The sequence below is a fragment of the Rhodococcus sp. Ni2 genome, from assembly GCF_021352185.1.
Lineage (GTDB): Bacteria > Actinomycetota > Actinomycetes > Mycobacteriales > Mycobacteriaceae > Rhodococcus_F > Rhodococcus_F qingshengii.
This window is the reverse complement of the sequence record NZ_WOXZ01000001.1, coordinates 512,544-535,685: the sequence shown is the minus strand read 5'-3', so window position 1 is coordinate 535,685 and position 23,142 is coordinate 512,544. Positions and strand designations below refer to the sequence as shown.

Here is a 23,142-nt window from a genome sequence, read left to right as displayed (position 1 = left end):
CACTACAGGAGGACATATGCCGCGGCCATCGCAACGACTGCTCTCACCGGCGATCATCACCGAGGCAGCGATCGAGTCGGTGGACGAATCCGGCGACTTCACCATGCCGGGACTCGCCGCAAGACTGAAGGTTCGACCGTCCTCGCTCTACAACCACGTTTCCGGACGAGCCGAGATCGTCGAACTGATGAGGGCTCAGCTGATGGCAGGAATCGACGTCGAGTCGGCCTCGGGGACCTGGAGTGAGACCGTCGCGGCGCTGGCAGCCGAGTACCGGCGAAGCTACGCCGCGCATCCTCGTCTGATTCCGCTCTTCACGGCCCAGACGGTGCAGGCCGGTGTGGCGTTCACTCTGTACAACGCATTGGCGCAGGCATTTGCCGATGGTGGCTTCGACCCGACCGAAACACTGCACGCGATCACGACCGTCGACAGTTTTGTTCTCGGTTCGGCCTTGGACCTGGCGGCGCCGGACGTCCAGTGGGCGTCGGGACCCGAAGCCAACGACGCGATGAAGGCGGCGTTGGCAACATCCGGGAAAAATCCCGAACGTGCCGACGCCGCCTTCGAATTCGGCTTGCGCGTGTTGATGGCGGGCCTGATCGCGCAGGCCCCCGAATCTACTGTCTCCTAGGACACGCTGAGGTCGTTCTCGTCGCGCAGAGCCTCCGTGTCGCGGTTGAGGGTCTTGCCCTCGAAGAACTCGGGATTGCGCACTCGCATGACCATCATCAGGACCGCGCCGAGGATGAGGATTCCGAAGCCGAGGAAGAAGACCAGGCCGATTCCGCCGATGGATGCTCCGCTGGCATTGTCCGGATTCATACTCTCCTGGACCGAAATGACGAACACCGCAAGCAGCATGAGGCCACCGATGAGTGGGAACGCGAGCCGGAAGACGAAGTTTCGTACGCTCTCGAAAAGCGTCTTGCGGAAGTACCACACGCACGCGAATGCGGTGATGCCGTAGTACCAGCAGATCATGATGCCGAGTGCGGCGATCGTGTCGAGCAGAGCACTTTCGGACAGGAACGTGACGACGCTGTAGAACACTGCGGTTACCGCGCCTGCCACGACGGTCGCGTACGACGGCACCAGGAACCGAGGCGAGACCTCGGCGAGCTTCTTGGGGAAAGCTCCGTACGCGCCCATGGCGAGCATGGTTCGTGCCGCGGGCAGGAACGTGGTCTGCAGGCTGGCGACTGAAGAGACGAAGACCGCGAGGAACAGAAGCATTCCGCCCCAGTTGCCCAGGACCGGGTCGGCCAGAGCGCCGAAGACGTTCTCGGAGTTGTCGGGATTGCCGAGGCCGAGGCCTTCCTCGCCGACGCCGGCGTACATCATCGCGGCGACGGCGACCAGCAGGTAGGTCAGGAGAATGGTTGCGACACAGAGCAAACCGGCGCGGCCGGGGGTCTTCTTGGGGTTCTTCGACTCCTCGCCCAGCGTGAGACAGGTATCCCAGCCCCAGAACGCGAAGATCGATCCGGTGAGTCCGATGACAAACGCACCGATGGCGAGTCCGCTGAACGGGTTGAACCAACTCAGGTCGAAGGACAATCCGGCCGGGGCGTCGCCGGCGCCGACGTGAACCAGTGCAACGACGGCGAAGACGACCAGCAGCACCATCTGGAAGCCGACGAGCGCGAACTGTACGCGCTCGCTGGTCGTGATTCCCCGACTGGCAATCCAGGTGGCCAACGCGATGAATACCAGCGTGGTGCCGACGTTGACGAATTTATTGCCCGGCAGATCGGCGATCGACGGATTGTCGACCACCCGCGCGATGAACAGATAGAAGAAGTCGACGGCAATGGCAGCAAGGTTCGAGAGCACGATGATCGTGGCGATCACCATGCCCCAGCCGCACATCCAGCCGACGTACGGTCCGAATGCCTTGGTGGACCACGTGAATGACGCGCCGCAGTCAGGTGTGTCGGAGTTCAGTTCGCGGTACGCGTACGCGGTGAGGAACATCGGGATGAAGCCGGCGATGAAGATGGCGGGCATCTTGAGTCCGACCGCGGCGACGATCAATCCGATGCTGGCCGTCAGGGTGTAACCCGGTGCCACGGAGGAGATTCCGAGCACCGCGCCGGAGATCATGCCGATCTTGCCGGTGGCGAGGCCTTTGGAACTCAGTTCGGTGCTGGTCATGACAGTGCCTCCGGCTGGGTGAATTCGTGCTTGGGCACTACGACCATGGGTACGGGCAGTACGCGCAGCATCTTGGCGGCGGTGGAGCCCAGGAACAGTTTGCGGGGCTGTGCGAGGCGACTTGAACCGACCATCACGAGGTCGCCGTCCTGCCAGTCCAGTTGACGCACTGCGGATTCCACTGTTGAACCGTCGGCAATGATGACCTCGATGGGGAACTCCGCGGGGAGCGCGGCTCTTGCGACGTCGAGTGTGTCCTGAGCGTGATTTCGTGCACGCTCCCTGGCCGACTCGGCGGTGTCGCGATGATCTCGCAGATCGTTCTGGGGGTCGAGCGCTACCAGTGAGACCAGTCGCAACGGAACCTGCATCAGTTCGCTGGCGCGCACGGCGGTGTTCAAGACGATGTCGGCGCCGACACGGGTGCCGAGTGCACAGGTGACCTCTCGTATCACAGTGGCCGCCGAGTGCCGCGTTCCGCGAGGCGCCAGCGCTACCGGGACATGGGCGGAGTGAAGCAGTTCGGTCGAGACCGAACCTATCGCGTGACGGCCGAGCAGACCGTCGCCGGAAGCTCCCACCACGATCGCGAGCGCATTCAGTCGGTCCACTTCGTCGAGCAGGCCCTGAGCGAACGACTCGTGGAAGCTCAGGTGTACTTCCACCTGGATGTCCTCGGGCACCGACGCTTTCGCCTCGGCGAGCCAGTCGTGTGCACGCGCGGCGAGGATGTCGTCGTAGCCGGCTTCCGAGGGAACCTTGGCCGGCAGTGTCCGATCCGGTGGGAGGACCATGCAGATGTCGAGTTGCGCGCCGAGACTGCGCGCGAGCTGGGCCCCGAGGACCAGCCCGTCTTTACCGCTGGGTGTGGCGAGGTATCCGACGATAAGGCGCATGGTGGCTCTTTTCCGGATTGGAGGAATCTGCTGTGCGCCTTTATTAACCGCGGGGGGGTTGATAAAGGCGCACAGCAGGAGGGGCGGCGACTCAGTCGTGCGAACTCATGACGTGCTTGAGACGGGTGTAGTCCTCGACTCCGTAGGCCGAGAGATCCTTGCCGTAACCGGAATACTTGAAGCCGCCGTGCGGCATTTCGGCGACGAGCGGGATGTGGCAGTTGATCCACACCGCACCGAAGTCGAGAGCAGCGGAGACGCGTTGCGTGACACCGTGATCCTTGGTCCAGATGCTCGAGGCCAGGCCGAACCGAACGTCGTTGGCAAGCGTGATCGCCTCCTTCTCGTCGGAGAAGCTCTGGACTGTGAGGATAGGACCGAAAGTCTCTTCCTGCACGATGTCGTCCGATTGCGCGACGCCGGTGATGACGGTCGGCTCGAAGAAGAATCCGGTTTCGCCCGAACGCTTTCCGCCGGTAACGATCTTGGCCGACGCCGGCAGGTTCGCGATCTTGTCGCTCACGGCGTTGAAGTGATTGATGTTGTTGAGCGGGCCGTAGAAGGCATCAGGATCGGAAGGCGCTCCGGGGCGCAGCTTCTCGGCGTTCCGGACGAGGGCTTCGACGAGCTGATCGTGGATGGACTCGTGAACGATCACGCGAGTGGCCGCGGTGCAATCCTGGCCGCCGTTGAAGAACGCTGCCTCGGCGATGCCGGTGGCGGTCTTCTCGATGTCGACGTCGCCGAAGACGATCGCCGGCGCTTTGCCGCCCAGCTCGAGGTGCGCGCGCTTGAGTTGCTGTGCTGCGGACACGGCGACAGCGATGCCCGCCCGCACCGAACCGGTGATCGAGACGAGACCGAGGGCCGGGTTCTCCACCAACGTCGCTCCGGTTCCGCCGTTGCCGAGCACGACGTTGAACACGCCGTCCGGCAGGATGCCCTTCGAGAGCTTCGCCAGGACCAGCGTGCTGCCCGGTGTGGTGTCGCTGGGCTTGAGGACGATCGTGTTGCCGGCCGCGAGGGCGGGCCCGATCTTCCACAGCGCCATCATGAACGGGTAGTTCCACGGAGTGACCTGACCGACGACGCCGATCGGCTCACGACGGACGTAGGAGGTGAAACCCTCCATGTACTCTCCGGCCGCCTTGCCCTCGAGAAGTCGTGCGGCTCCGGCGAAGAACCGCATCTGATCGGCTCCGACCTTGACCTCTTCGTCGGCGATCATCTGGTGAGCCTGGCCGGTGTTGGCGCTTTCGGCTGCGACGATTTCGTCGCTGTGCGCTTCGATGGCGTCGGCGAGCTTGAGGAGTGCAGCCTGCCGCACGCTCGGCGTCGTCTTGCCCCAGGTCTCGAATGCTCTCTGTGCGGCTTCGACGGCGGCGTCGACGTCTTCCTTCGTGGAGACCGGCGTACGCCCGACCACACTCTCGTCCACGGGGTTGATCAGGTCGAGTGTTTCCGTCGCGGCTGAGGCGACGAATTCACCGTTGATGTAGTTCTCGAGTACGACGATCGACATCGGTACCGGTTCCTCTCGAGGTCGAACGAGTTCCGGCCGAGGTGATCAGCACGGAACTCGCACTTTGTGGGGCGTGTGTGAGCAAGTGTGCGCTGACTCACAAGTAAAGGCAGCTGCCAAAAAGGTGAAATCTTTGATCGCCGACGCGCCGAGTTGTACAGTCCAGCCCATGACGATCGCTGTGCGGTGGATGTTGGCGCAGCCGGACCTCGCGCTGGAACTCAAAGGTGGCGCCCGGGGCGTCGGTCGCGAAATCACATTTGCTCACGCCACGGAGTTGCTCGACCCTTTCCGGTGGTTGACCGGCGGCGAATTCATCCTCACCACCGGCATCCGATTGCCGTCCACTCAGCAAAAGCGCGGCCGCTATCTCCGAATGCTCGACGCGGCAGGTGTGGCGGCGGTGGGATTCGGAACCGGGCTCTCGTACCCCGAGGTCCCGGCCGATCTGGTGGCCGTCGCCGACGAGATCGGACTCCCGCTGATCGAGGTGCCGCTGCCGACGCCTTTTGCTGCCGTCGTCAAGCGTGTGATGAGCCGGTTGGCAGAGCAGGAATATGAAGCTGTCCTCCGGGCGTCGCGGGCGCAACCGCGGATGACGCGTGCCGTCATTTCCGGCGGAACGGCTGCGACCGTGCGTGAACTGGCGATCGCGACTTCGGCGACGGTGCTTCTTCTCGACGTCGCCGGAAGAGTTCTCGAGAGCTCACCTCAACTGCCGACGGACGACGTGATCGACGAACTGCGAGCAACTCTCGGGGGCGGTGCCTCCAGTAGCGTGACGCTCGCAAGGTCTGGAGCGTCGATCGCGGTGCAGCAGATCAGCGTCGGGCGAACGCCGTACGGATACCTGGCGGTGATCAGTGCTTCGGCGCTCAGCTACGTCGATCAGATACTGCTCGGTCACGCGAACTCGTTGTTGGCGTTGGACTTCGAGAAACCCGCGCGTCTGCGTGCTACTCAGGATCAGTTGAATTCGCACGCCCTCGGGCTGCTGCTCACCGAGGATCGCGACCCGGCGCCGGCGTGGCAACAGATCAGGCAGGCCGCCGACGGTGAGGGAATGATCCGAGGATTGACAGTTCTTGCCGACACGTCCGACGTAGCGGGACGCGTCGGAGCCGAGATTGCCGAGTTCATGAACAAGGCGGGGCGGCAGTTGTTCTCGCGGATCAACGACACTCGCGTCACGGTGCTGCTGCGTGGAACCGACGACGTCGAGTTCGCCCGAGAGTTGCTCGGCGGGGTATCGAGGTCGGATCTTCGCGCGCTTCGTGTCGGCTTGAGCGCGCGACGGGTGGTCGCTGCGCTGGCGGTCGCCGTCGAACAGTCCCAGCTGTGTGCGTCGGCGGCGGAAATCGGTGGCGAGCCTTTGGAATTCGCAGCTCTGACCGGAAGTGTGCTGCTGTCTTTCGATTCGACGCGTGAAGTGCTCAACACGCTGGCGGAAACGATGATCACACCGATCGAGGACTACGACCGTGACAACGGCACCGAACTGCTGGCGTCGCTGCGGGCATTTCTCGAGGCCAACGGACACTGGGAAGCGGCCGCCATCACGATGGGCGTTCACCGGCACACACTGCGGAGCCGAATGGCGAAGGTGGAGAGCCTGATCGACTGTCGGCTGGAAGTGGCCAGGGTTCGGGCCGAACTACTGCTCTCGATCATTGCCCGGCAATCGTGACTGCCGGGCAATGATCGAGACTTGGCAAAGCGGCCGTCAGGCCTTGCTGCGAGCGATGATGTCGGCTGCGGTTCGCTGACCCATCCGAACGGCACCGTCGACGTGCTGGTACCCCTCGGCCGCAATGTCGGAGCACGAGAAGTGAATCGGGCCGACGGGCGTGCGGGAATCCGCGCCGTAGCGGTGCAGGCCTCCGAGGTCGAAGCTCGCTGCGTACGCACCGCGGGTCCATTCCTCCGAGCCCCAGTCGGATTCGTAGTACACAACCGGCTCTTCGGCCTTCGGGCCGAGATAGCGGGCAAGTGAGGCCAGAATCGTGGCCTTACGCTCCTCGACGGAAAGCTCGAACATCGCGTCGGCCTTCTCGTCGGAGACGAAAGCGACCAGGGTGCCGCGATCGTCCTCGTGGTTGGTGTTGTCGTACACCTCCTGCACTACCTCGGACGCGCCGAAGCCGGTGCCGGAGAGGCCGTCTTCGCGCCAGAAAGGCGTCTCGTACACCGCGTGAACCTTGATGACGAGGCCGAGGGACTGGTGCTGGTGCATCTGGTGCTGACGACGCGGCAGCGGGGGATCGTACGAGATCCGGGAGTAGAGGTTGGGCGGTACGGCCAGGATCACTCGGCTTGCCTCGACGCGAACATCGCCGTCCGCCAACACCGTTGCACCGGATTCGTTCCACTGCACCGTACGCACGGGTGCGTTGAGGAAGACGTCGTCGCCGAGGGCCTCTGCCATGCGGATCGATACCTGCTGCATTCCGCCGATCACTCGCTTGTCGAGGATGAAGTCCTCGTCGACGAGATGGGAGAACGAGCCTGCGGAAGCGGCCATGAGTACGGCCTGCAGGGCAGAGAACGAGTGGGCGGGCTTGGTGAGCATGCCACCGGCGATGAAGAGACCGATGTTGTCACGTGCCTCGGCGTCGTCGGACTGATTGATCAGCCACTGCTTGAAGGAGACTGTGTCGAGATCGCGGGCGAGGGGATGTGCCCACGGTTCCTCGGCGCCGATCTGCGCTGCGAGATCGTCCATCTCGTCGATGAGACGGTCCATCTCCTTCTTCGTGGTGTCGTTCGTGGGGAAGGAATCGCCCGTGTACTGCGTCCGCTCACCTGCCGACGAGATGTAGACGGACTCGCCCTCGCGGTAGCGCTCGAAAGTTTTCAGGCCGAGTTCGTCGAGCAAGGCGATCAGGGCGGTCTGGTCGGGGGAGACCCACTGGCCGCCGATTTCCAGAACTGCTCCGTCGATGGTGTCGGTCCACGTGCGGCCGCCGACGCGGTCGCGCGCTTCGATCACAGCGACGGTCAAACCGGCCTTGCGCAGCGCGGTTGCAGCTGCCAGGCCAGAGGGGCCGGCGCCGACGATTGCAACGTCTCTCTGGAGAGTAGGCACTTGCGAGCTCCTTCATGTTGAGCACCGCTCGAGTCGAAAGCTGCCGACGAGCGAGTGAACGGGTGTCGGTTTTCAGTCTGTCCCGAGGAGACGCACACCACACCTGACGAAACGGAGTGTTCGATCGTCGAACTTGTGCCGTTTAGGCGCGGCTAGCCGTTGACGACGTGACGATCGCCGAGTGGTCGGCTCAGCGGGACATCCAAGCTGCCGAACACGGCAACCAGAATGCACATCTTGTCCGCGGCCTCGGGCAGTGCCCCGGTTCGGAGCGTGACGATCACCGTCGTATCGGTCTCTTCGACGGTTGCGTACGCGCCGTAGCACTCCGGAGTGCCGGTCACGAAGTGGACGGCCACCGTGTGATCGTCGACCTCGGACCACGATTCGAACATCGTGGCCGTCGCACCCACGATGTCGGTGCGGCTGTCGAACTCCGTGCCCATCTCGCTGTCGTCGACCTCGTCGGGAACGGGGGTTCCGAGCGACCAGTCGGCGGGACTTGCTTCGTTGGCCGCCATCGGATTCGGTGCGGCAACCGGCCCCGTGGTCTGGGCCCCGACGGAGCATCCGGCCACAGCAAGGCAGGCCAGAACGGCGAGGGTTAGTACACGCATGAATCCACCGTAACCCTGCTCAAGCGAGTAGCGCTGTGACCAGCGCAATTGCCGGAATTGACGCCAAAGTGGTGACAAAGGCACTGTCTCGGGCGAGGACCATTCCGCGCCGATAGCGGCTTGCGTAGATGAAGACGTTCTGCGCCGTCGGCAACGTCGAGACGACCACGATGGCGAACAACTGATGACCGTCGATGCCGAGGAGGAAATGCGCCATCAGATAGGCCAGCACAGGTTGGACCACGATCTTGAGCGTCGACGCCAGCGCGACGTCGCGGCGTGGACTCGAGCCCTTCTCCAGCACCCGCACGCCGTAGAGCGAGAGCCCGAATGCCAACAGCGCACCGGGTACCGACGTCGCGCCGATCAATTCGAAAGGCTGCATCAGCGGCCGGGGCGGTACCCAACCGATCAATGCGACGATCAACCCCGCAGCGCCCGCGAGCACGATCGGATTCTTGAACGGGGCGGTGACGGTGTCGATCAACGAGAGCTTCTCGGCATCCGCGCCGCGAAGGGCCGTCAGATCGAGGATCGTCAAGGCGATCGGGGAGTACACGACGATCTGAAAGAGCAGGAGCGGCGCGACGAACGTGGCATCGCCGAGCACGAACACCGCGATCGGGATTCCGAGGTTGGCCGAATTCACGTAGGAAGCCGACAGCGCGCCGATGGTCAGTTCGGGTAGCGGCCGGTTGAGCCAGATCTTTGCGACGACGACGTACAGAGCGCCGACGGCGAAGGCAGTAGCCGACGCAACGGCGAGCGTCGGCGAGAAGATCACCGAAAGATCGGACGACGCGAGGGTGGTGAACAGCAGGGCAGGCGTCGCGACGAAGAAGACGAGTCGACCGAGAACGAACTGTCCTTGGCTACCGAGGGTGCCGAGACGGCCGAGGAGATACCCGACCGCGATGACAACAAAAATTACGGTGAAACCCGCAACAACTCCCGACACGCTGCGGGCACCTCTCGACTGGAATGAACGACTTCGGGAAATCTTAGTCCGGGCAACAAAAAGGCCGCGCAGTCGAGTGACTGCGCGACCTCTTCGGTACTTCTACGTGTGACTACCGAGCACGTATGACTACCGGGCGGCGGTGAAGGGGAGCAACGCCATTTCGCGTGCGTTCTTCACTGCAACGGCGACCTGACGCTGCTGCTGCGGGGTCAGGCCCGTGACGCGACGGCTGCGGATCTTGCCGCGGTCCGAGATGAACGTGCGAAGCAAGTTGATGTCCTTGTAATCGACATGCGTGATCTTCGCTGCGAACAACGGGTTCTTCTTGGGCTTACGACCCTCTACGGGGCGTGGCTTCTTCGACGGTGAACGCTTGACTGCCATCCGACTTCCTTACCAGCTCGACTTGTGTACGCCAGGCAGTTCCCCACGGTGCGCCATTTCTCGCACGCGAATCCGGGAGAGCCCGAACTTCCGCAGGTGGCCGCGCGGACGTCCATCCGCAGCGTCTCGATTGCGCAATCGTACCGGACTGGCGTCGCGTGGTAGACGTTGCAGGGTCGCTTGGGCCTTCGCGCGCTCCTCTGCCGAGCTTTTCGGGGAGCGGATCGTCTCCTTGAGAGCGGACCGCTGCTCCGCGTACCGCTCGACGACGACCCGTCGCTGGTTGTTCTTCGCGATCTTCGACTTCTTGGCCATGCCTACTTCTCTTCTCGGAAATCGACGTGCTTTCGCAGCACCGGGTCGTACTTCTTCAGTACGAGTCGATCGGGGTCGTTACGACGGTTCTTGCGGGTCACGTACGTGTACCCGGTGCCCGCGGTGGACTTGAGTTTCACGATCGGGCGGATCTCGTTGCGTGCCATCTGCTCAGACCTTCTCGCCGCGCGCGCGGATCCGGGCGACGACGGATTCGATGCCGTCGCGGTCGATCGTCTTGATGCCCTTGGTCGAGAGCGTGAGTGTGATGCGACGCCCCTCGCTGGGCAGGAGGTAGGTCTTGCGCTGGATGTTCGGGTTCCAGCGACGGTTCGAACGCTTGTGAGAGTGCGAGACGGATTTTCCGAACCCCGGCACACGTCCGGTCACTTGGCAGTGAGCCGACATGGGTGTTCCTTTCAACTTGCAGATGACAATCATTTTCGACAATGCGGTGAGATCAATGTACCGTTCAACCTCGGTAATGACAATCATTCCCAGAAAGGCCCGCTGTGAACACGATCTTGGACGGCAGGACTCCGCTGGTCCTGGTCGCCGGCATGAGCGAATCCACCCCACACACCGCACGAGCGTTGCTGCGAACCGGAACTGTTCTGGTCCACCACGACCTGAGCCACGTCCGTGAAGGGGTGGTCCGGCGGACGGTCACCTCGATGACCGGGAGTGCCGGGTCTGCCGGCACTGTGTCCGAGCGCGAGACGATCCTCGAGCTCGCGCACGGCTGCGTCTCCTGCACCCTGCGCGAAGACTTGCTGCCGCTCCTGCGCCGGCTTCACTCGCACAGTTCGGTGCAGCGGATCGTGTTGCTGTTGGACCGGCAACTCGAGCCCGAGGCGCTGTGCTGGGCGATCGAGCACGTCGTCGTGACCGGCGTCGTCGGCCAACTGGACGGACCGGCGCAGCGGGACGTCCGCGTCGACGCCGTCGTGACGTGCATCGACGCGGCGACCTGGCTGGCAGACGCCACCGGCGACGAAGCTCTCGACGACGACCGCACCCTGGCTCAGGTCGTCGTCGGGCAGGTCGACTTCGCCGACGCGCTCGTCCTACGCGGGTCCGATGCGCTCGACGGCTGGCAGCGGTCCCGCTTGAACGCGGTTCTCGCGCGCATCGCTCCACGGGTACCCGTCTTCGATGAGGGAGACGACATCGAGGCACTGCTCCTCGAGGTGCCTGCGGATGCGCGACGCGGTGAACTGGCCGACGCTCACTCACCGTTGCTGCGTCGCCAGCCGCCGCTCGACGACGACGGCGGAGTGATGCTGGTCGAGTTCACCGCGAACCGGCCGTTTCACCCCGGGCGTCTGCACGAGGCGATCGACGTTCTGCTCGAAGGCGTCGTGTACTCCCGCGGACGAGTCTGGGTGGCGACGCAACCGGGTGAAGCGCTCTGGCTCGAATCGGCGGGCGGTGGCCTGCGAGTTGCCAGCGCGGACACCTGGCTTGCCGCGATGACGCCGGAGGAACGAGACCGCGTTCCAGCTGAACGCCGTGCACTCGCGGCCCTGAAATGGGACGAGCGTTTCGGTGATCGCGACACCTCGATGGTCGTTCTGACCTGCGGTGCGAACCCGCTCGAGATCGACCGAACACTGCAGCACGCCTTGGTCACCGACGACGAATTGGCGGACGAAGCGTCGTGGGCAACGTGGGAAGACCCGTTCGGCGAGTTTCATGAAGACCCGTGTGACGAATCCGAATCACCTTATGCCGAAACCGAATCAACGCGAGAGGGAAACGAATGAAGAAGCAGATGCACCCCGACTACCACCCGGTGGTCTTCCAGGACGCCAGCACCGGCAAGAGCTTCCTGACCCGATCGACCGTGACGAGTGAGCGCACCGTCGAATGGGAAGATGGTGGCACGTACCCGCTGCTGGTCGTCGACGTCACGAGCGACTCTCACCCGTTCTGGACCGGAGCGCAACGTGTGATGGACACCGCCGGACGCGTCGAGAAGTTCGAGCGGCGCTACGGAAAGCGCAAGGCACTCTGATGGCCGTTCCCAAGCGGAAGATGTCCCGTTCCAACACGCGCAGCCGTCGTGCCCAGTGGAAGGCGACGGCGCCCGATCTGGTCGAGGTCACAGCCTTCGGCCAGACCCACCGAGTCCCTCGGCGACTGGTCAAAGCAGTTCGACTCGGGGTGATCGACCCGAGCCGCATCTGACCGTGCGATCCTTGGCCGGTGCTGCTGAGGATCCTCGAACTGGTGGGCATCGTGGCGTTCGCGGCCTCGGGTGCCCTGGTGGGCGTCACCAAGCGACTCGACATCTTCGGGGTGTGCTCGGTGGGTGTGTTCACCGGCATCGGCGGCGGTATCGTCCGCGACGTTCTCCTCGGCGTCCATCCGCCCAGCTCTCTGAGCAGTTGGCCGTACTTCGGAACGGCCGCCGCCACCTCACTCGCCGTGTTCTACCTCCACGAGCCGCTCAATCGACTGCGTCGTGAAATCCTGGCGCTCGACGCACTGGGGATGGGCTTGTTCGCGAGCACCGGCGCCGTCATCGCGCTGGACAACAACGCCAGTTCGCTGGCGGCGACCTTGATCGGTGCGACCGCGGCGATCGGCGGCGGCGTGATCCGCGACGTTCTCGTCAACGAGGTGCCACTGCTCCTGCACAAGGACCTGTACGCGGTTCCCGCACTGCTCGGCGCTGCGTTGGTGGTCACAGTCTCGCAAGCCGGACTGTCCACCAACGCCGCGCTGGTGTGCGGCACAGCGTTCGCCGCGGTGTTCAGACTGCTTGCGTTATGGCGTCATTGGAGCCTGCCCGGGCCGAGGCGAACCCGGGACTGACCGCGACACGCCGGAGGCCGGAATCGGACCCTCTCAGCCGCATCTCAGCACTTCAGTCCAAACTGTCGGTATGCGTATTTTGGTGGTCGACGACGACCGGGCGGTTCGCGAGTCGCTTCGGCGGTCGCTCAGCTTCAACGGCTACACGGTCGAGCTCGCGGTCGACGGGCTCGACGCACTCGAGAAGATCCTCGCCAACCGGCCCGACGCCGTCGTGCTCGACGTCATGATGCCGCGACTCGACGGACTCGAAGTGTGCCGTCGTCTTCGCAGTGCCGGCGACGACCTGCCCATCCTCGTGCTCACCGCCCGCGATTCGGTCAGCGAGCGAGTGGCCGGTCTCGATGCCGGAGCGGACGACTACCTGCCCAAGCCCTTCGCTTTGGAAGAGTTGCTTGCCAGGTTGCGTGCACTACTTCGCCGCACCGCGCCCGATCTGGACGCCGATTCCGAAATGATGGCGTTCGAGGACCTCACCCTCGACCCGGTCACCCGTGAGGTCAAGCGCGGCGAACGATCGATCAGCCTGACGCGCACCGAGTTCTCCCTCCTCGAAATGCTCATGGCCAACCCACGCCGCGTGCTGACCCGTGGACGCATTCTCGAAGAAGTGTGGGGATACGACTTCCCGACGTCCGGCAATGCCCTCGAGGTGTATGTCGGCTACCTGCGTCGCAAGACGGAAGCCGACGGCGAACCGAGGTTGATCCACACCGTCCGCGGAGTCGGCTACGTCCTGCGGGAGACGCCTCCGTGATCACCGCTCCGTTCGGCAAGAACGCCGAACCGAAGAAGTCCTCCACCACCCAAGCGTCCGTCGAAATGCGCCCGCCGATGCCACTGACCCGTTCGGTGTCATTGCGTTGGCGTGTGACGCTGCTCGCCGCGTCGGTGGTGGCCATTGCCGTCGCAGTCATGGCGATCGCTGCCTACGCGGTGGTTTCGCGTGCGCTCTACGCGGACGTCGATCACCAGTTGCGTACCAGGGCAGCGGTGCTGATCGACAGCAATGTCGTGCGATTCGATCCTCGCTACATCTCCGGTGCGACGCTGTACACCACCGACATCAGTGTGGCCCTGATCTTCTCGGACCTGAGCACGTACCAGCCGCCCGGTTCCGACGTGCCGATCGGTGAAGCCGAAGACGCCGTAGCGCGTGGCGAATCGGATTCCTCGCTGCGAACCGTCGACGGTCAGCGAGTGCTGGCTCAACGAACCCATGACGGAAGCACTTTGGTGATCGGTCAGCGGCTCGCGCCGACCGTTGCGGTACTGGACCGTCTGGCCTGGGTGCTCTTCGTGGTCGGCGGGTGTGGCGTCATACTTGCGGCGGTGGCGGGTACTACCGTGGGCCGCACCGGTTTACGACCCATTGCCAGGCTGACTGCTGCCACCGAACGAGTCGCTCGGACCGACGATCTGACGCAGATCCCCGTTACCGGCAGCGACGAATTGGCGCGCCTGACAGAGAGTTTTAACACGATGCTGCGGGCGCTCGCCGAGTCCCGTGAGCGTCAGTCGCGCCTCGTTGCGGACGCCGGACACGAGTTGCGGACGCCGTTGACTTCGTTGCGCACCAACATGGAATTGCTGATCGCGTCCAGTCGCCCCGGTGCGCCGCAGATTCCCGACGAGGACATGGCAGAACTTCGTGCCGACGTCGTCGCGCAGATCGAGGAACTGTCGACTCTGGTCGGCGACCTCGTCGACCTGGCCCGTGAAGACGCACCCGAAACCGTGTACGAGCGCGTCGACGTCAGCGACGTCGTCGAGCGTGCGCTCGAACGAGCGCGGCGCAGGCGCAACGAAATCGAGTTCGAGGCGGTCACCACTCCGTGGTACGTCTACGGAGATCAAGCGGGCCTGTCGCGTGCCGTGCTGAACGTCCTCGACAACGCTGCGAAGTGGAGTCCGAAGGGCGAACAGGTACGCGTCGAAATGCGTCCGGTGGGTCAAGGATTGTTGGAATTGACCGTAAGTGATGCGGGACCTGGCATTCCGGAGGAGGATCGGGAGTTGGTGTTCGATCGTTTCTACCGGTCGACTGCGGCACGTTCGATGCCGGGATCGGGTCTGGGACTTGCGATTGTGCGTCAGGTCGTCGTCAAGCACGGCGGCACCATTGCGATCGACGAATCCGATCGTGGGGGAGCGCTTGTTCGTATCGTGCTTCCCGGTGAACCGGGGCCGAGTGCCGAGTAGCGTGTTCTGTAGACCCGTTTGGTCCCGCGCTTCGGTGACTGACGTCACGGCTTAATGCGTTCGGCCCGAAAGTCTTTCGGGCCGAACCGACAACACCGGTTTTTCACGTCGAACTCTGGGTAAAGTGACAGGCACGTCTCAGCGCCTTCTCAGCAGCGCAAGGCAGCATTGTCGGCAGAACAGTTGTGACTGCCCGTCCGGTGGTCACCGTAGACGAAAGCGAGCCGATGACCGAGGACCGTAACGTCGGGCCGACCCGGCCCGAGCAGCCCAACAGCGAACCCACCACCCAGGCGCAGCCGACAGCACCTCAAGCACAGCCGACAGCACCTCAGGCACAGCCTCCCGTGCCGCCGCAGCAGCCTCAGGGGCGGGCGCCTCAGCAGCCGTACCAGCCGACCGAGTCGTTCGCCCGACCCGCCGAAGCCCGACCCACTGAAGGCCGGCCCACCGAAGCCTTCGGGCAGGCGCAGCAGCAGCAGCCCACGCAGGCTTTCGGCCACCCGCACGGTGCCCATGAGGCCGCGTACCAGCAGAGCGCCCCGTACGGCGCACCCAACCCTGGTGGCCCCGGCGGTCCGAACGGCCCGGGCGGCGGCCACAACCAGATCCCCGCACCGCTGCAGGGGCCGAACTCCGGTTCGACCACCACCAAGCCGAAGTCGGGACGCATGGCGCTGGTTGCCGGCGCTCTCGCCCTGGTCCTGGTCAGTGGTGGTGTCGGTGGCGTGGTCGGCGCCGTCGTCGCGGACCGCAACGGTGGAACCGCGACGGTCACCAACTCTCTGAACGCTCCGAAGCCCACTGCGACCAACACGTCCAACGCTCCCGCCGGCTCGGTTCAGGCCGTTGCCTCGAAGGTCGTGCCGAGCGTCGTGCAGATCGAGGTGGCCACCGCGCAGGGACAGGGCGGTGAGGGCTCCGGTGTCATCCTGTCCTCCGACGGTCTGATTCTGACCAACAACCACGTTGCCGGCGCACAGGGAGCGCAACTTCGCGTTGCGTTCTCCGACGGAACCAAGGCCTCGGCCACCCTTGTCGGTGCCGATCCCGTCTCCGACATCGCCGTCATCAAGGTCGACGGTCGAAACGACCTCACCCCCATCGATCTCGGCAACTCCGGCGACGTCCAGGTCGGACAGCAGGTGGTTGCCGTCGGGTCCCCACTCGGCCTGGCCGGCACGGTCACCGAAGGCATCATCTCCGCACTCGATCGCCCGGTGTCCACGAGCGGCGAGTCCGGCAACCAGAACACCGTCATCGACGCTCTGCAGACCGACGCAGCGATCAACCCCGGCAACTCCGGTGGCGCCCTCGTCAACATGGACGGCCAGCTGATCGGCATCAACACGGCGATCGCCTCGCTCGGAGCGTCGTCGGGTACCCAAGGCGGTTCGATCGGCCTCGGTTTCGCCATCCCGATCGATCAGGCACGCCGCGTCGCCGACGAACTGATCAAGACCGGCAAGGCGACTCAGGCCATGATCGGCGTGACCGTGCCGTCGCAGGACAACGCCGACGGCGCAACCGTCATGGATGTCACTGCTGACGGGCCGGCAGCCAAGGCCGGTATCCCGAAGGGTGCAGTCATCACCAAGGTCGACGATCGTGTTGTCGCAGATGGTGATTCGCTGATCGCGGCAGTGCGGTCACATGCTCCCGGCGACAAGGTCTCGATCACGTACAGCGACGGCGGGCAGACCAAGACCGTCGACGTCACGTTGGGAACCGCGGCAGCGCAGGGCGGCCGATGATGTTCGGCGATCAGCAGACGATCGACCCGATCTTCGGCCAGATCGCAACGGCGTCGGGATCGGACACTACGGTAGGAGTCATGGAACTCGAAGCCACATCGGCCGGCCGCGCTCTGGTCGTCATCGTCGACGATCGCACAGCCCACGGCGACAACACCGACTCCATCGGTCCACTGGTCACGGAACTGCTGAACGAAGCGGGTTTTCTCGTCGATGCGACGGTCGCCGTCGCCGCCGACGAAGTGGAGATCCGCAACGCTCTCAACACCGCAGTCATCGGTGGCGTCGACCTCGTCATCTCGGTCGGCGGTACCGGGGTATCCCCGCGTGACGTCACTCCTGACGTGACCGCTGAGGTTCTCGATCGCGAGATCCCGGGAATTGCCGAAGCACTTCGTGCTTCCGGTCTTTCGGCCGGATCGCTCGAAGCAGGCTTGTCCCGCGGCCTCGTCGGAGTTTCGGGAAGCACCGTGGTCGCCAATCTGGCGTCGACCAGGCCGGCAATTCGCGACGGCATGGCAACCCTGACGGCTTTGGCGAGTCACGTGATCGCCGAGCTCTCCAGCCTCGAGGGCTGAGACAGCTTGTCGGAGCAACGAGATACCCCGAAGAACCCGTCAGTCGACAAGAAGCGCCTGGCGCGCATCTTCGGGGACGTCTTTCCCGAGACGACGTCGGACGAGCGGGGTCCCGAAGGATCCTCGCGGTCCTCGGACGACGACTGGCTGCGCAGTCAGCGGCCCCCGCACCACGGGGGTTGAGAAGTAAATCAGGCCCCCGGACAATTGTCCGAGGGCCTGATCTGATCTGTGGGCACTGCCTATTCGAGAGTCTTGGCGTGCGCTCCCGTGTCGGCGCCACCGGCATTGGCCGAGAGGATGTCGCGGATCTGGATGAGCAGATCGGTTTCGCTGGCTTCCTTGTCCTCGGGCTCGGAGACGAACTTCTTCTTCGCCGCATTCGCAGGGACGATCAGCACGAAGTAGACGACCGCTGCGATGATGATGAAGTTGATGATCGCGGTGACGACCGCACCGAAGTTCAGGAACGTCTCAGCGGAGTCACCCGTCAGCTGAATGCCCCACCCGTATTCGTTGGCTCCGCCAATCGAAGCGACAAGTGGGTTGATGATATTGCTGGTGAAGGCAGTCACGATGGCGGTGAAGGCCGCGCCGATGACCACTGCGACGGCCAGGTCGAGCACGTTTCCGCGAAGCAGGAAGTCCTTGAATCCCTTGAGCATGTCGGTGTCCCCTCGAGTCTCCGATGGCAAGTGCCAGATGGTCCGTTGATACCGAACCGACTGGAAAAATCCTAGAGGAGCTTCGGACGCTTTGTGCGGTCAGCGGAATGTCACGGTGATCGCATTGGACAGAGATGCCGCGGCTACGACGTTGGCTGCTGGTGTCGGCAGGGCCAGCAAAATCACCTGTTCCTGCTGGTTACGTGTACTTTCCGACGTGGTGACCAACGCGACTACCGCTCCTGCCGCAAGAATTTGTGGGGCCTTGTCTGCAACTGATTCGTTGGGTGTGTCGGGGTGGGGTGTGTCTGGGCGGGATGTGTCAGGGCCGACGGTCAGGACGTCGACGATGTCCCCGCTGCGCAACATGTCCGCGACGGCCGCATCGGCCAATCGGACGGGGACGATGCGGGCGTCGTCGGTTCCTACCGACAACCCGGCCAGCCGTGGGCTGAGAACGCGCACGTCGGTGACGGTTTCTCCGGAGCGAATCGGGCCGGCAACGGTTCTCCCGACTACCAGGTCGGTATCGGAGACAACTCCTTCGGGAAGTTGTTTCGAGTCGATCTCTCGCATCTCGACATCCGAATCCGCAATCACCTGCCCCGGAGTGAGATCGCGGCTCGAGACAACTACGGCGACGGTGTCGGTCGCGGGATCGCCTCGAAAGAAGAGAACAACGCCGAGTGTGGCCAGGACAACGGCTGCGATCTTACGGACTGTCGCCGTGCGGAATCGTGTGCCGCGTGTCAGTTCGACGACGCGATCGAAGGTGCTCGGGCTGAGATCGAGTTGGGCGCGCAGTGGATCGGAGCGCCTCGGCGAGCGAGAACGTGCTGACGGCATTCATGCACGTTAGGGCCGGAAGCGGTGCTTCCGGCCCTAACCATGTGAAACTGTGGACAACCCGGAGGTTGTGGAAATCAGCTCGCGGCAGCCTTTGCGGGCGCCGGCGTGCTGGTCGACGAACTCGATGTCGAAGAGGAGTCCGACTTGGACTCGGACTTCGCAGCGGGTGCCGAATCACTCTTGGCGGGCTCGCTCGCAGTCCCGGAGCCGCCGCGGCTGTCGGTGCGGTAGAAGCCGCTGCCCTTGAACACGATGCCAACAGAGTTGAACAGCTTGCGGAGCTTGCCTGAGCAAGCTGGGCAGACCGTCAGCGAATCTTCGCTGAAGGACTGGACGATGTCGAAACGGTTGTCACATTCCGTGCATGCGTATGAGTAGGTGGGCACCGGGCTTCCTCCGCACTGTGATGTTCGAGCAGCCGCGTATTTACACCGCAGCCTTTAGCACTCTACAAGTGACAGTGCCAACAGCGCTAATCAGGGATCTATTCCCGCAGATCAATCGCCTTTGAGTTGCGTGAGGCCGCCGCGCGGCGTCAATGCCCAGCCCATGGGAATGTCGTGGTCGTCGGCAGGCAAGGCCTCGACGAGTTCGGAGTCTCTGACAATTGCCACGAGCCGAGTCTGTGGTCCGACCGACCCGAGCGTCCGGTCGTAGAAGCCTGCGCCACGGCCCAGGCGTGTTCCACGAAGATCCACCGCGAGAGCAGGGATCAGCATGCATTCCACGTCGGACAGGGCTTCCGGTGGCAAGACGGGTCCGACAGGCTCCCGAATGCCGTACTTCGCGGGGCGCAAACCGTCCGCGCCGCTGTACTCGACCCAGGACAACGGTCCCGGCTCCCCGGTGATCGGAAGTAGTACACGCTGAGCGATCTCGGCAACGGCGTCGAGCAAATCGGTGGATCCTGGTTCGGTGCGGGTGGGGACGTACGCACAGACGACCGAGCCGTCGACAATCACTGAACGTATGTGCGTGATCAACGCCGCAGTTTCCGTGTTTCGAGTGTGCTCGGAGACTGCATCACGTGCTGCGAGTGTGATTTGTCGCCATTGTGCTTTTGTCTGAGGTGTCACCCCGCAACGATATTCGTCGTGCTGACCGAGCGGTAACAAGCGGCGGCTAAGGTGTTGGCATGACAGACGTTGTCGCTAGCAGCACGAGGGCCTTCCGTACGGCCGTGGTTCCCGCAGCCGGACTTGGTACGCGTTTCCTGCCTGCCACCAAGACGGTTCCGAAAGAATTGCTGCCGGTCGTGGACACACCGGGTATCGAACTGGTGGCAGGTGAAGCTGCGGACTCGGGAGCCGAGCGGCTCGTCATCGTGACGTCCCCGGGCAAAGACGGCGTGGTTGCCCACTTCGTCGAGGATCTCGTGCTCGAAAGCAAGCTGGAAGCAAGCGGAAAACTCGCTGCCCTGGCGAAGGTGCGCAAAGCGCCGGGTTTGCTCGAAGTCGACTCCGTGATTCAGGAGCAGCCTCTCGGCCTCGGGCATGCAGTCGGTTGCGTCGAGTCGGTTCTCGACGACGACGAAGACGCCATCGCGGTCCTTCTGCCCGATGATCTCGTACTACCGCGTGGCGTCCTGGAGATCATGGCGCGAGTTCGGGCCAAGCGCGGCGGATCCGTTCTCTGTGCAATCGACGTCCCGAAAGACGCAGTCAGCGCTTACGGCGTCTTCGACGTCGAGATCGTTCCCGACGCGGTCAATCCCGACGTCCTCAAGGTCGTCGGCATGGTCGAGAAGCCGGCTGTGGAAGACGCGCCGTCGACCTTTGCCGCTGCAGGTCGCTATCTGCTCGATCGTGCGATCTTCGACGCACTTCGTCGCATCGAGCCGGGAGCCGGCGGTGAGTTGCAACTCACCGACGCCATCGCTCTCCTGATTTCCGAGGGCCATCCGGTTCACGTGGTGGTGCACCGCGGAACGCGTCATGACCTGGGCAACCCCGGCGGGTACCTCCGCGCTTCGGTGGACCTGGCGCTCGACAGTGACGATTACGGCCCGTCCTTGCGTAAGTGGCTCGCGGATCGGCTCGACCGCTGAGCGTGTCGCCACGGTGGTTGATCGCCCGATAACGCAGTATCAATGTGCTTGTCCCTTTTCGGCGGCAAGGCATCATGAGCTGACGGATATCACCGAATTTCCAGACACAGGAGGACGCGGACCAGATGCGGTCGGTTGAGGAGCAGCAGACCAGGGTTACCGCTGCTGCAGTGGCACCCCGTCCGGTTCGGGTCGCCATCTCGGAGGCGCAGGGACTGCTGTGTGCCGAGGAAGTGGTGACCGAACGCCCATTGCCGGGATTCGATCAAGCTGCCATCGACGGTTACGCGGTTCGCAGTGTCGATGTCGCCGGCGCCGGAGCCGACCTCCGAGGCGAGGACGGCGAGCCTACCGACCTCAGCTTGCCGGTGGTCGGTGAGGTGACGGCGGGCTCACGCCAACCGATCCGCTTGCAACCTCGCCAGGCCGTCCGAGTCGACACCGGCGCGCCTTTGCCCACGCTGGCCGACGCAGTTCTTCCGCTCGAGAACACCGACGGTGGTCGCGCTCGCGTTCGGATCTTCGAGCCGGTGCGTTCGGGCGATTACGTTCGCCGTGCAGGCGACGACGTCCAGCCGGGCGACGTGGCCGTTCGGGCAGGCACCATCATCGGAGCCGCACAGGTCGGGTTGCTCGCCGCGGTCGGCCGCGACAAAGTACTCGTCCATCCCCGTCCGCGCCTCTCCGTCATCAGCGTCGGTGGAGAACTCGTCGACGTGGATCGCACGCCGGGGCCTGGTCAGGTTTACGACGTCAATTCGTATGCCCTCGCCGCCGCAGCGCGCGATGCCGGCGCCGACGTCAACCGTGTGGGAATCGCAGGCAACGACTCTCGTCGTCTTCGCGAAGTAGTCGAGGGACAGCTGATTCGCTCGGAAATCGTTGTCATCGCCGGTGCCGTGGGCGGCGGAGCGTCCGACGAGGTTCGTGAGGCGCTTGCCGACCTGGGGACACTCGAGGTGGAGCGCGTTGCCATGCATCCGGGATCGGTGCAAGGCTTCGGAAAGCTGGGAAGGGACGAGGTTCCGACCTTTCTCCTACCGTCCAACCCGGTCAGCGCACTGGTGGTATTCGAAGTCATGGTTCGCCCGCTGATCAGAATCGCGCTCGGACGCCGCCAGCCGATGCGGCGAGTAGTGAAGGCGCGGACAGTGGGAACGATCACGTCGATTGCCGATCGCAAGGGTTTTCTGCGTGGTCAGCTGATGCGTGACGAAGCGACAGGGGAGTACCTGGTGCAGGCCCTCGGGGGTGCGCCCGGTGCGTCCTCACATCTCCTCGCGACCTTGGCGGAAGCCAATTGCTTGGTTCTGGTCGATCGAGACGTCACCGAAGTGCACATCGGTGAAGAAGTCGACGTAGCTTTTCTCGCCCAACGTGGGTAACGCCGACCCGAGTGGGGTGTGATGTCAGTCCATCCAGGATGGCCGGAAGATCTCGGCCCGCTGCGAGTGCCCGCGGGAGTGGTGACCGTCCGCCCCGTGAAGCTCCGTGACGCTGCTGTGTGGAGTCGTCTCCGCATTCGCGATCGCGAGCACCTCGAGCCGTGGGAGCCCACCGGAGAATCGCCCTGGGATGCTCGCCACCACATCACCGTCTGGCCGTCCCTGTGCGGAAACCTTCGCTCCGAAGCGCGCAAGGGCAGGATCCTTCCCCTGGTGATCGAACTCGACGGGAAGTACTGCGGGCAGGTCACCATCGGAAATGTGGTGCGCGGCGCTCTGCGGTCCGCCTGGGTGGGCTATTGGGTCGCCTCGCACGTGACCGGTGGGGGCGTAGCCACAGCTGCCGTTGCACTCACACTCGATCACGCATTCTCGAAGGTCGGTCTGCATCGAGTGGAGGCCACTGTTCGGCCGGAGAACGCGTCGAGTCGCGCAGTCCTACGAAACGTTGGGTTCCGGGAGGAAGGTCTTCTCAAGCGCTACCTCGATGTCGACGGCCAATGGCGTGATCATCTTCTGGTCGGAATGACCATCGAGGAAGTACCCACCACCGTCGTCGACAGATTGGTGCGGTCCGGACGTGCTTCGTGGGTGTGACGAAGACGGCGCCAGAAGCGTGAGAAACGCGAGCTAAACAGCAGTTACCGCTGAGTAGTCCTACTTTCGGGCGGGAAAATGTGGTTTTTGATTCAACCAGAACTTGAGACTTTTGGGACTGAACCGGAAGTTCAGTTCGGTACGCGTGTGACACATGAGTATGGTGGGGTTCGGCGCGTCGGCAACGATGCGAGGGCGTCGGCCGTTAACCTTGACTCGTCAACGGCTGGCATAGGTGCTGGTAGGTG

At 63.8% G+C, this 23,142-nt stretch carries 28 protein-coding genes; 14 read left to right on the top strand and 14 right to left on the bottom strand.

Features of this window, described 5'->3' with window-relative positions; genetic code table 11:
• Window positions 1–16: 16 nt before the first annotated feature.
• Window positions 17–634 carry a TetR/AcrR family transcriptional regulator C-terminal domain-containing protein gene (locus GN300_RS02495; protein ID WP_030536334.1) on the top strand — a complete coding sequence of 206 codons (618 nt, stop codon included), beginning with the start codon at window positions 17–19 and terminating at the stop codon, window positions 632–634.
• On the opposite strand, the gene GN300_RS02490 is transcribed toward GN300_RS02495, so the two are convergent.
• The 3 genes from GN300_RS02490 to GN300_RS02480 form a co-directional block, all read right to left on the bottom strand.
• Entirely contained in the window at window positions 631–2,157 is a 1,527-nt protein-coding gene (locus GN300_RS02490) for an APC family permease (RefSeq protein ID WP_007727566.1), read from the bottom strand. The two genes, GN300_RS02495 and GN300_RS02490, sit on opposite strands and share 4 nt — an antisense overlap.
• Window positions 2,154–3,053 (bottom strand): universal stress protein, encoded by a 900-nt coding sequence (locus tag GN300_RS02485; RefSeq protein ID WP_058037884.1) that lies wholly within the window; start codon window positions 3,051–3,053, stop codon window positions 2,154–2,156. The genes GN300_RS02490 and GN300_RS02485 overlap by 4 nt, the downstream gene beginning before the upstream one ends.
• A gap of 91 nt (window positions 3,054–3,144) precedes the next feature.
• Window positions 3,145–4,575: a gamma-aminobutyraldehyde dehydrogenase gene (locus GN300_RS02480; protein WP_003946421.1), complete on the bottom strand. Its 1,431-nt coding sequence runs from the start codon at window positions 4,573–4,575 to the stop codon at window positions 3,145–3,147.
• Window positions 4,576–4,744: 169 nt separating this feature from the next.
• Between GN300_RS02480 and GN300_RS02475 the strand changes: the two genes are divergently transcribed.
• Window positions 4,745–6,262 (top strand): PucR family transcriptional regulator, encoded by a 1,518-nt coding sequence (locus GN300_RS02475; RefSeq protein ID WP_063315956.1) that lies wholly within the window; start codon window positions 4,745–4,747, stop codon window positions 6,260–6,262.
• Window positions 6,263–6,298: 36 nt separating this feature from the next.
• Here GN300_RS02475 and GN300_RS02470 read toward each other — a convergent pair whose 3' ends face one another.
• The 7 genes from GN300_RS02470 to rpmB all read right to left on the bottom strand — a co-directional run bounded on the left by GN300_RS02470 (window position 6,299) and on the right by rpmB (window position 10,345).
• A complete protein-coding gene (locus tag GN300_RS02470; protein WP_063315957.1) occupies window positions 6,299–7,660 on the bottom strand; it encodes an NAD(P)/FAD-dependent oxidoreductase in 1,362 nt (453 codons plus the stop codon).
• A 152-nt stretch (window positions 7,661–7,812) separates the two neighbouring features.
• A complete protein-coding gene (locus tag GN300_RS02465; RefSeq protein WP_037132827.1) occupies window positions 7,813–8,277 on the bottom strand; it encodes a hypothetical protein in 465 nt (154 codons plus the stop codon).
• A gap of 19 nt (window positions 8,278–8,296) precedes the next feature.
• Entirely contained in the window at window positions 8,297–9,235 is a 939-nt protein-coding gene (locus tag GN300_RS02460) for an AEC family transporter (protein WP_003946401.1), read from the bottom strand.
• A gap of 129 nt (window positions 9,236–9,364) precedes the next feature.
• Complete coding sequence (gene rpsR, locus GN300_RS02455; RefSeq protein ID WP_003946414.1) at window positions 9,365–9,622, bottom strand: 30S ribosomal protein S18; 258 nt, start codon at window positions 9,620–9,622, stop codon at window positions 9,365–9,367.
• A gap of 9 nt (window positions 9,623–9,631) precedes the next feature.
• Window positions 9,632–9,937 carry a 30S ribosomal protein S14 gene (gene rpsN, locus GN300_RS02450; protein ID WP_003946379.1) on the bottom strand — a complete coding sequence of 102 codons (306 nt, stop codon included), beginning with the start codon at window positions 9,935–9,937 and terminating at the stop codon, window positions 9,632–9,634.
• Window positions 9,938–9,939: 2 nt separating this feature from the next.
• The gene (rpmG, locus tag GN300_RS02445; protein WP_003946358.1) at window positions 9,940–10,104 is read right to left on the bottom strand and encodes a 50S ribosomal protein L33; all 165 of its coding nucleotides are present in this window, start codon (window positions 10,102–10,104) and stop codon (window positions 9,940–9,942) included.
• A 4-nt stretch (window positions 10,105–10,108) separates the two neighbouring features.
• Window positions 10,109–10,345 carry a 50S ribosomal protein L28 gene (rpmB, locus tag GN300_RS02440; protein ID WP_003946346.1) on the bottom strand — a complete coding sequence of 79 codons (237 nt, stop codon included), beginning with the start codon at window positions 10,343–10,345 and terminating at the stop codon, window positions 10,109–10,111.
• A gap of 104 nt (window positions 10,346–10,449) precedes the next feature.
• Here rpmB and mrf point away from each other — a divergent pair, with 104 nt between their 5' ends.
• The 9 genes from mrf (at window position 10,450) to GN300_RS02395 (ending at window position 17,474) form a co-directional block, all read left to right on the top strand.
• The gene (gene mrf / locus GN300_RS02435) at window positions 10,450–11,703 is read left to right on the top strand and encodes a ribosome hibernation factor-recruiting GTPase MRF (RefSeq protein WP_003946410.1); all 1,254 of its coding nucleotides are present in this window, start codon (window positions 10,450–10,452) and stop codon (window positions 11,701–11,703) included.
• A complete protein-coding gene (locus GN300_RS02430) occupies window positions 11,700–11,954 on the top strand; it encodes a type B 50S ribosomal protein L31 (RefSeq protein ID WP_003946367.1) in 255 nt (84 codons plus the stop codon). The genes mrf and GN300_RS02430 overlap by 4 nt, the downstream gene beginning before the upstream one ends.
• Entirely contained in the window at window positions 11,954–12,127 is a 174-nt protein-coding gene (gene rpmF / locus GN300_RS02425) for a 50S ribosomal protein L32 (protein WP_007727540.1), read from the top strand. The genes GN300_RS02430 and rpmF overlap by 1 nt, the downstream gene beginning before the upstream one ends.
• Before the next feature lie 18 nt (window positions 12,128–12,145).
• Entirely contained in the window at window positions 12,146–12,757 is a 612-nt protein-coding gene (locus GN300_RS02420; protein ID WP_003946409.1) for a trimeric intracellular cation channel family protein, read from the top strand.
• Between the two features lie 70 nt (window positions 12,758–12,827).
• Window positions 12,828–13,514, top strand: a complete 687-nt coding sequence (locus GN300_RS02415) for a response regulator transcription factor (RefSeq protein WP_003946387.1) — start codon at window positions 12,828–12,830, stop codon at window positions 13,512–13,514.
• 65 nt (window positions 13,515–13,579) lie between these two features.
• On the top strand, window positions 13,580–14,959 hold the full coding sequence (locus GN300_RS02410) for a HAMP domain-containing sensor histidine kinase (protein WP_020908630.1): 1,380 nt from the start codon (window positions 13,580–13,582) through the stop codon (window positions 14,957–14,959).
• A 227-nt stretch (window positions 14,960–15,186) separates the two neighbouring features.
• Complete coding sequence (locus GN300_RS02405) at window positions 15,187–16,713, top strand: S1C family serine protease (RefSeq protein ID WP_233405563.1); 1,527 nt, start codon at window positions 15,187–15,189, stop codon at window positions 16,711–16,713.
• Window positions 16,714–16,793: 80 nt separating this feature from the next.
• Window positions 16,794–17,291 (top strand): molybdenum cofactor biosynthesis protein B, encoded by a 498-nt coding sequence (locus tag GN300_RS02400; RefSeq protein ID WP_176720912.1) that lies wholly within the window; start codon window positions 16,794–16,796, stop codon window positions 17,289–17,291.
• A gap of 6 nt (window positions 17,292–17,297) precedes the next feature.
• Window positions 17,298–17,474, top strand: a complete 177-nt coding sequence (locus GN300_RS02395; RefSeq protein WP_197487720.1) for a hypothetical protein — start codon at window positions 17,298–17,300, stop codon at window positions 17,472–17,474.
• Between the two features lie 59 nt (window positions 17,475–17,533).
• On the opposite strand, the gene mscL is transcribed toward GN300_RS02395, so the two are convergent.
• From mscL to GN300_RS02375, 4 genes are all read right to left on the bottom strand, one after another.
• The gene (gene mscL, locus GN300_RS02390; protein WP_030536328.1) at window positions 17,534–17,956 is read right to left on the bottom strand and encodes a large conductance mechanosensitive channel protein MscL; all 423 of its coding nucleotides are present in this window, start codon (window positions 17,954–17,956) and stop codon (window positions 17,534–17,536) included.
• 99 nt (window positions 17,957–18,055) lie between these two features.
• Window positions 18,056–18,802, bottom strand: coding sequence for an SAF domain-containing protein (locus GN300_RS02385; protein ID WP_063315958.1), 747 nt, complete (start codon window positions 18,800–18,802; stop codon window positions 18,056–18,058).
• A gap of 77 nt (window positions 18,803–18,879) precedes the next feature.
• Window positions 18,880–19,191 carry an FmdB family zinc ribbon protein gene (locus tag GN300_RS02380; protein ID WP_003946378.1) on the bottom strand — a complete coding sequence of 104 codons (312 nt, stop codon included), beginning with the start codon at window positions 19,189–19,191 and terminating at the stop codon, window positions 18,880–18,882.
• 111 nt (window positions 19,192–19,302) lie between these two features.
• Window positions 19,303–19,881, bottom strand: coding sequence for a 5-formyltetrahydrofolate cyclo-ligase (locus tag GN300_RS02375; protein WP_054782288.1), 579 nt, complete (start codon window positions 19,879–19,881; stop codon window positions 19,303–19,305).
• Between the two features lie 59 nt (window positions 19,882–19,940).
• On the opposite strand from GN300_RS02375, the gene GN300_RS02370 reads away from it, so the two are divergent.
• The 3 genes from GN300_RS02370 to GN300_RS02360 all read left to right on the top strand — a co-directional run bounded on the left by GN300_RS02370 (window position 19,941) and on the right by GN300_RS02360 (window position 22,894).
• Window positions 19,941–20,852, top strand: coding sequence for a UTP--glucose-1-phosphate uridylyltransferase (locus tag GN300_RS02370; protein ID WP_003946415.1), 912 nt, complete (start codon window positions 19,941–19,943; stop codon window positions 20,850–20,852).
• A 125-nt stretch (window positions 20,853–20,977) separates the two neighbouring features.
• A complete protein-coding gene (gene glp, locus GN300_RS02365; RefSeq protein ID WP_003946353.1) occupies window positions 20,978–22,237 on the top strand; it encodes a gephyrin-like molybdotransferase Glp in 1,260 nt (419 codons plus the stop codon).
• A gap of 21 nt (window positions 22,238–22,258) precedes the next feature.
• A complete protein-coding gene (locus GN300_RS02360; RefSeq protein WP_007727523.1) occupies window positions 22,259–22,894 on the top strand; it encodes a GNAT family N-acetyltransferase in 636 nt (211 codons plus the stop codon).
• The last annotated feature ends 248 nt before the right edge of the window (window positions 22,895–23,142 follow it).

Excerpts from the sequence above, each read along its gene's own strand:
- rpmG (WP_003946358.1), bottom strand. The coding sequence starts at position 10,104 with ATGGCACGCAACGAGATCCGCCCGATCGTGAAACTCAAGTCCACCGCG.
- GN300_RS02370 (WP_003946415.1), top strand. The coding sequence starts at position 19,941 with ATGACAGACGTTGTCGCTAGCAGCACGAGGGCCTTCCGTACGGCCGTG.
- GN300_RS02405 (WP_233405563.1), top strand. The coding sequence starts at position 15,187 with ATGACCGAGGACCGTAACGTCGGGCCGACCCGGCCCGAGCAGCCCAAC.
- mscL (WP_030536328.1), bottom strand. The coding sequence starts at position 17,956 with ATGCTCAAGGGATTCAAGGACTTCCTGCTTCGCGGAAACGTGCTCGAC.
- GN300_RS02415 (WP_003946387.1), top strand. The coding sequence starts at position 12,828 with ATGCGTATTTTGGTGGTCGACGACGACCGGGCGGTTCGCGAGTCGCTT.
- GN300_RS02495 (WP_030536334.1), top strand. The coding sequence starts at position 17 with ATGCCGCGGCCATCGCAACGACTGCTCTCACCGGCGATCATCACCGAG.
- GN300_RS02475 (WP_063315956.1), top strand. The coding sequence starts at position 4,745 with ATGACGATCGCTGTGCGGTGGATGTTGGCGCAGCCGGACCTCGCGCTG.
- GN300_RS02480 (WP_003946421.1), bottom strand. The coding sequence starts at position 4,575 with ATGTCGATCGTCGTACTCGAGAACTACATCAACGGTGAATTCGTCGCC.
- GN300_RS02430 (WP_003946367.1), top strand. The coding sequence starts at position 11,700 with ATGAAGAAGCAGATGCACCCCGACTACCACCCGGTGGTCTTCCAGGAC.
- GN300_RS02410 (WP_020908630.1), top strand. The coding sequence starts at position 13,580 with ATGCGCCCGCCGATGCCACTGACCCGTTCGGTGTCATTGCGTTGGCGT.
- GN300_RS02400 (WP_176720912.1), top strand. The coding sequence starts at position 16,794 with ATGGAACTCGAAGCCACATCGGCCGGCCGCGCTCTGGTCGTCATCGTC.
- glp (WP_003946353.1), top strand. The coding sequence starts at position 20,978 with ATGCGGTCGGTTGAGGAGCAGCAGACCAGGGTTACCGCTGCTGCAGTG.
- rpsN (WP_003946379.1), bottom strand. The coding sequence starts at position 9,937 with ATGGCCAAGAAGTCGAAGATCGCGAAGAACAACCAGCGACGGGTCGTC.
- rpsR (WP_003946414.1), bottom strand. The coding sequence starts at position 9,622 with ATGGCAGTCAAGCGTTCACCGTCGAAGAAGCCACGCCCCGTAGAGGGT.
- GN300_RS02465 (WP_037132827.1), bottom strand. The coding sequence starts at position 8,277 with ATGCGTGTACTAACCCTCGCCGTTCTGGCCTGCCTTGCTGTGGCCGGA.
- GN300_RS02360 (WP_007727523.1), top strand. The coding sequence starts at position 22,259 with ATGTCAGTCCATCCAGGATGGCCGGAAGATCTCGGCCCGCTGCGAGTG.
- GN300_RS02490 (WP_007727566.1), bottom strand. The coding sequence starts at position 2,157 with ATGACCAGCACCGAACTGAGTTCCAAAGGCCTCGCCACCGGCAAGATC.
- rpmB (WP_003946346.1), bottom strand. The coding sequence starts at position 10,345 with ATGTCGGCTCACTGCCAAGTGACCGGACGTGTGCCGGGGTTCGGAAAA.
- GN300_RS02385 (WP_063315958.1), bottom strand. The coding sequence starts at position 18,802 with ATGCCGTCAGCACGTTCTCGCTCGCCGAGGCGCTCCGATCCACTGCGC.
- GN300_RS02485 (WP_058037884.1), bottom strand. The coding sequence starts at position 3,053 with ATGCGCCTTATCGTCGGATACCTCGCCACACCCAGCGGTAAAGACGGG.
- rpmF (WP_007727540.1), top strand. The coding sequence starts at position 11,954 with ATGGCCGTTCCCAAGCGGAAGATGTCCCGTTCCAACACGCGCAGCCGT.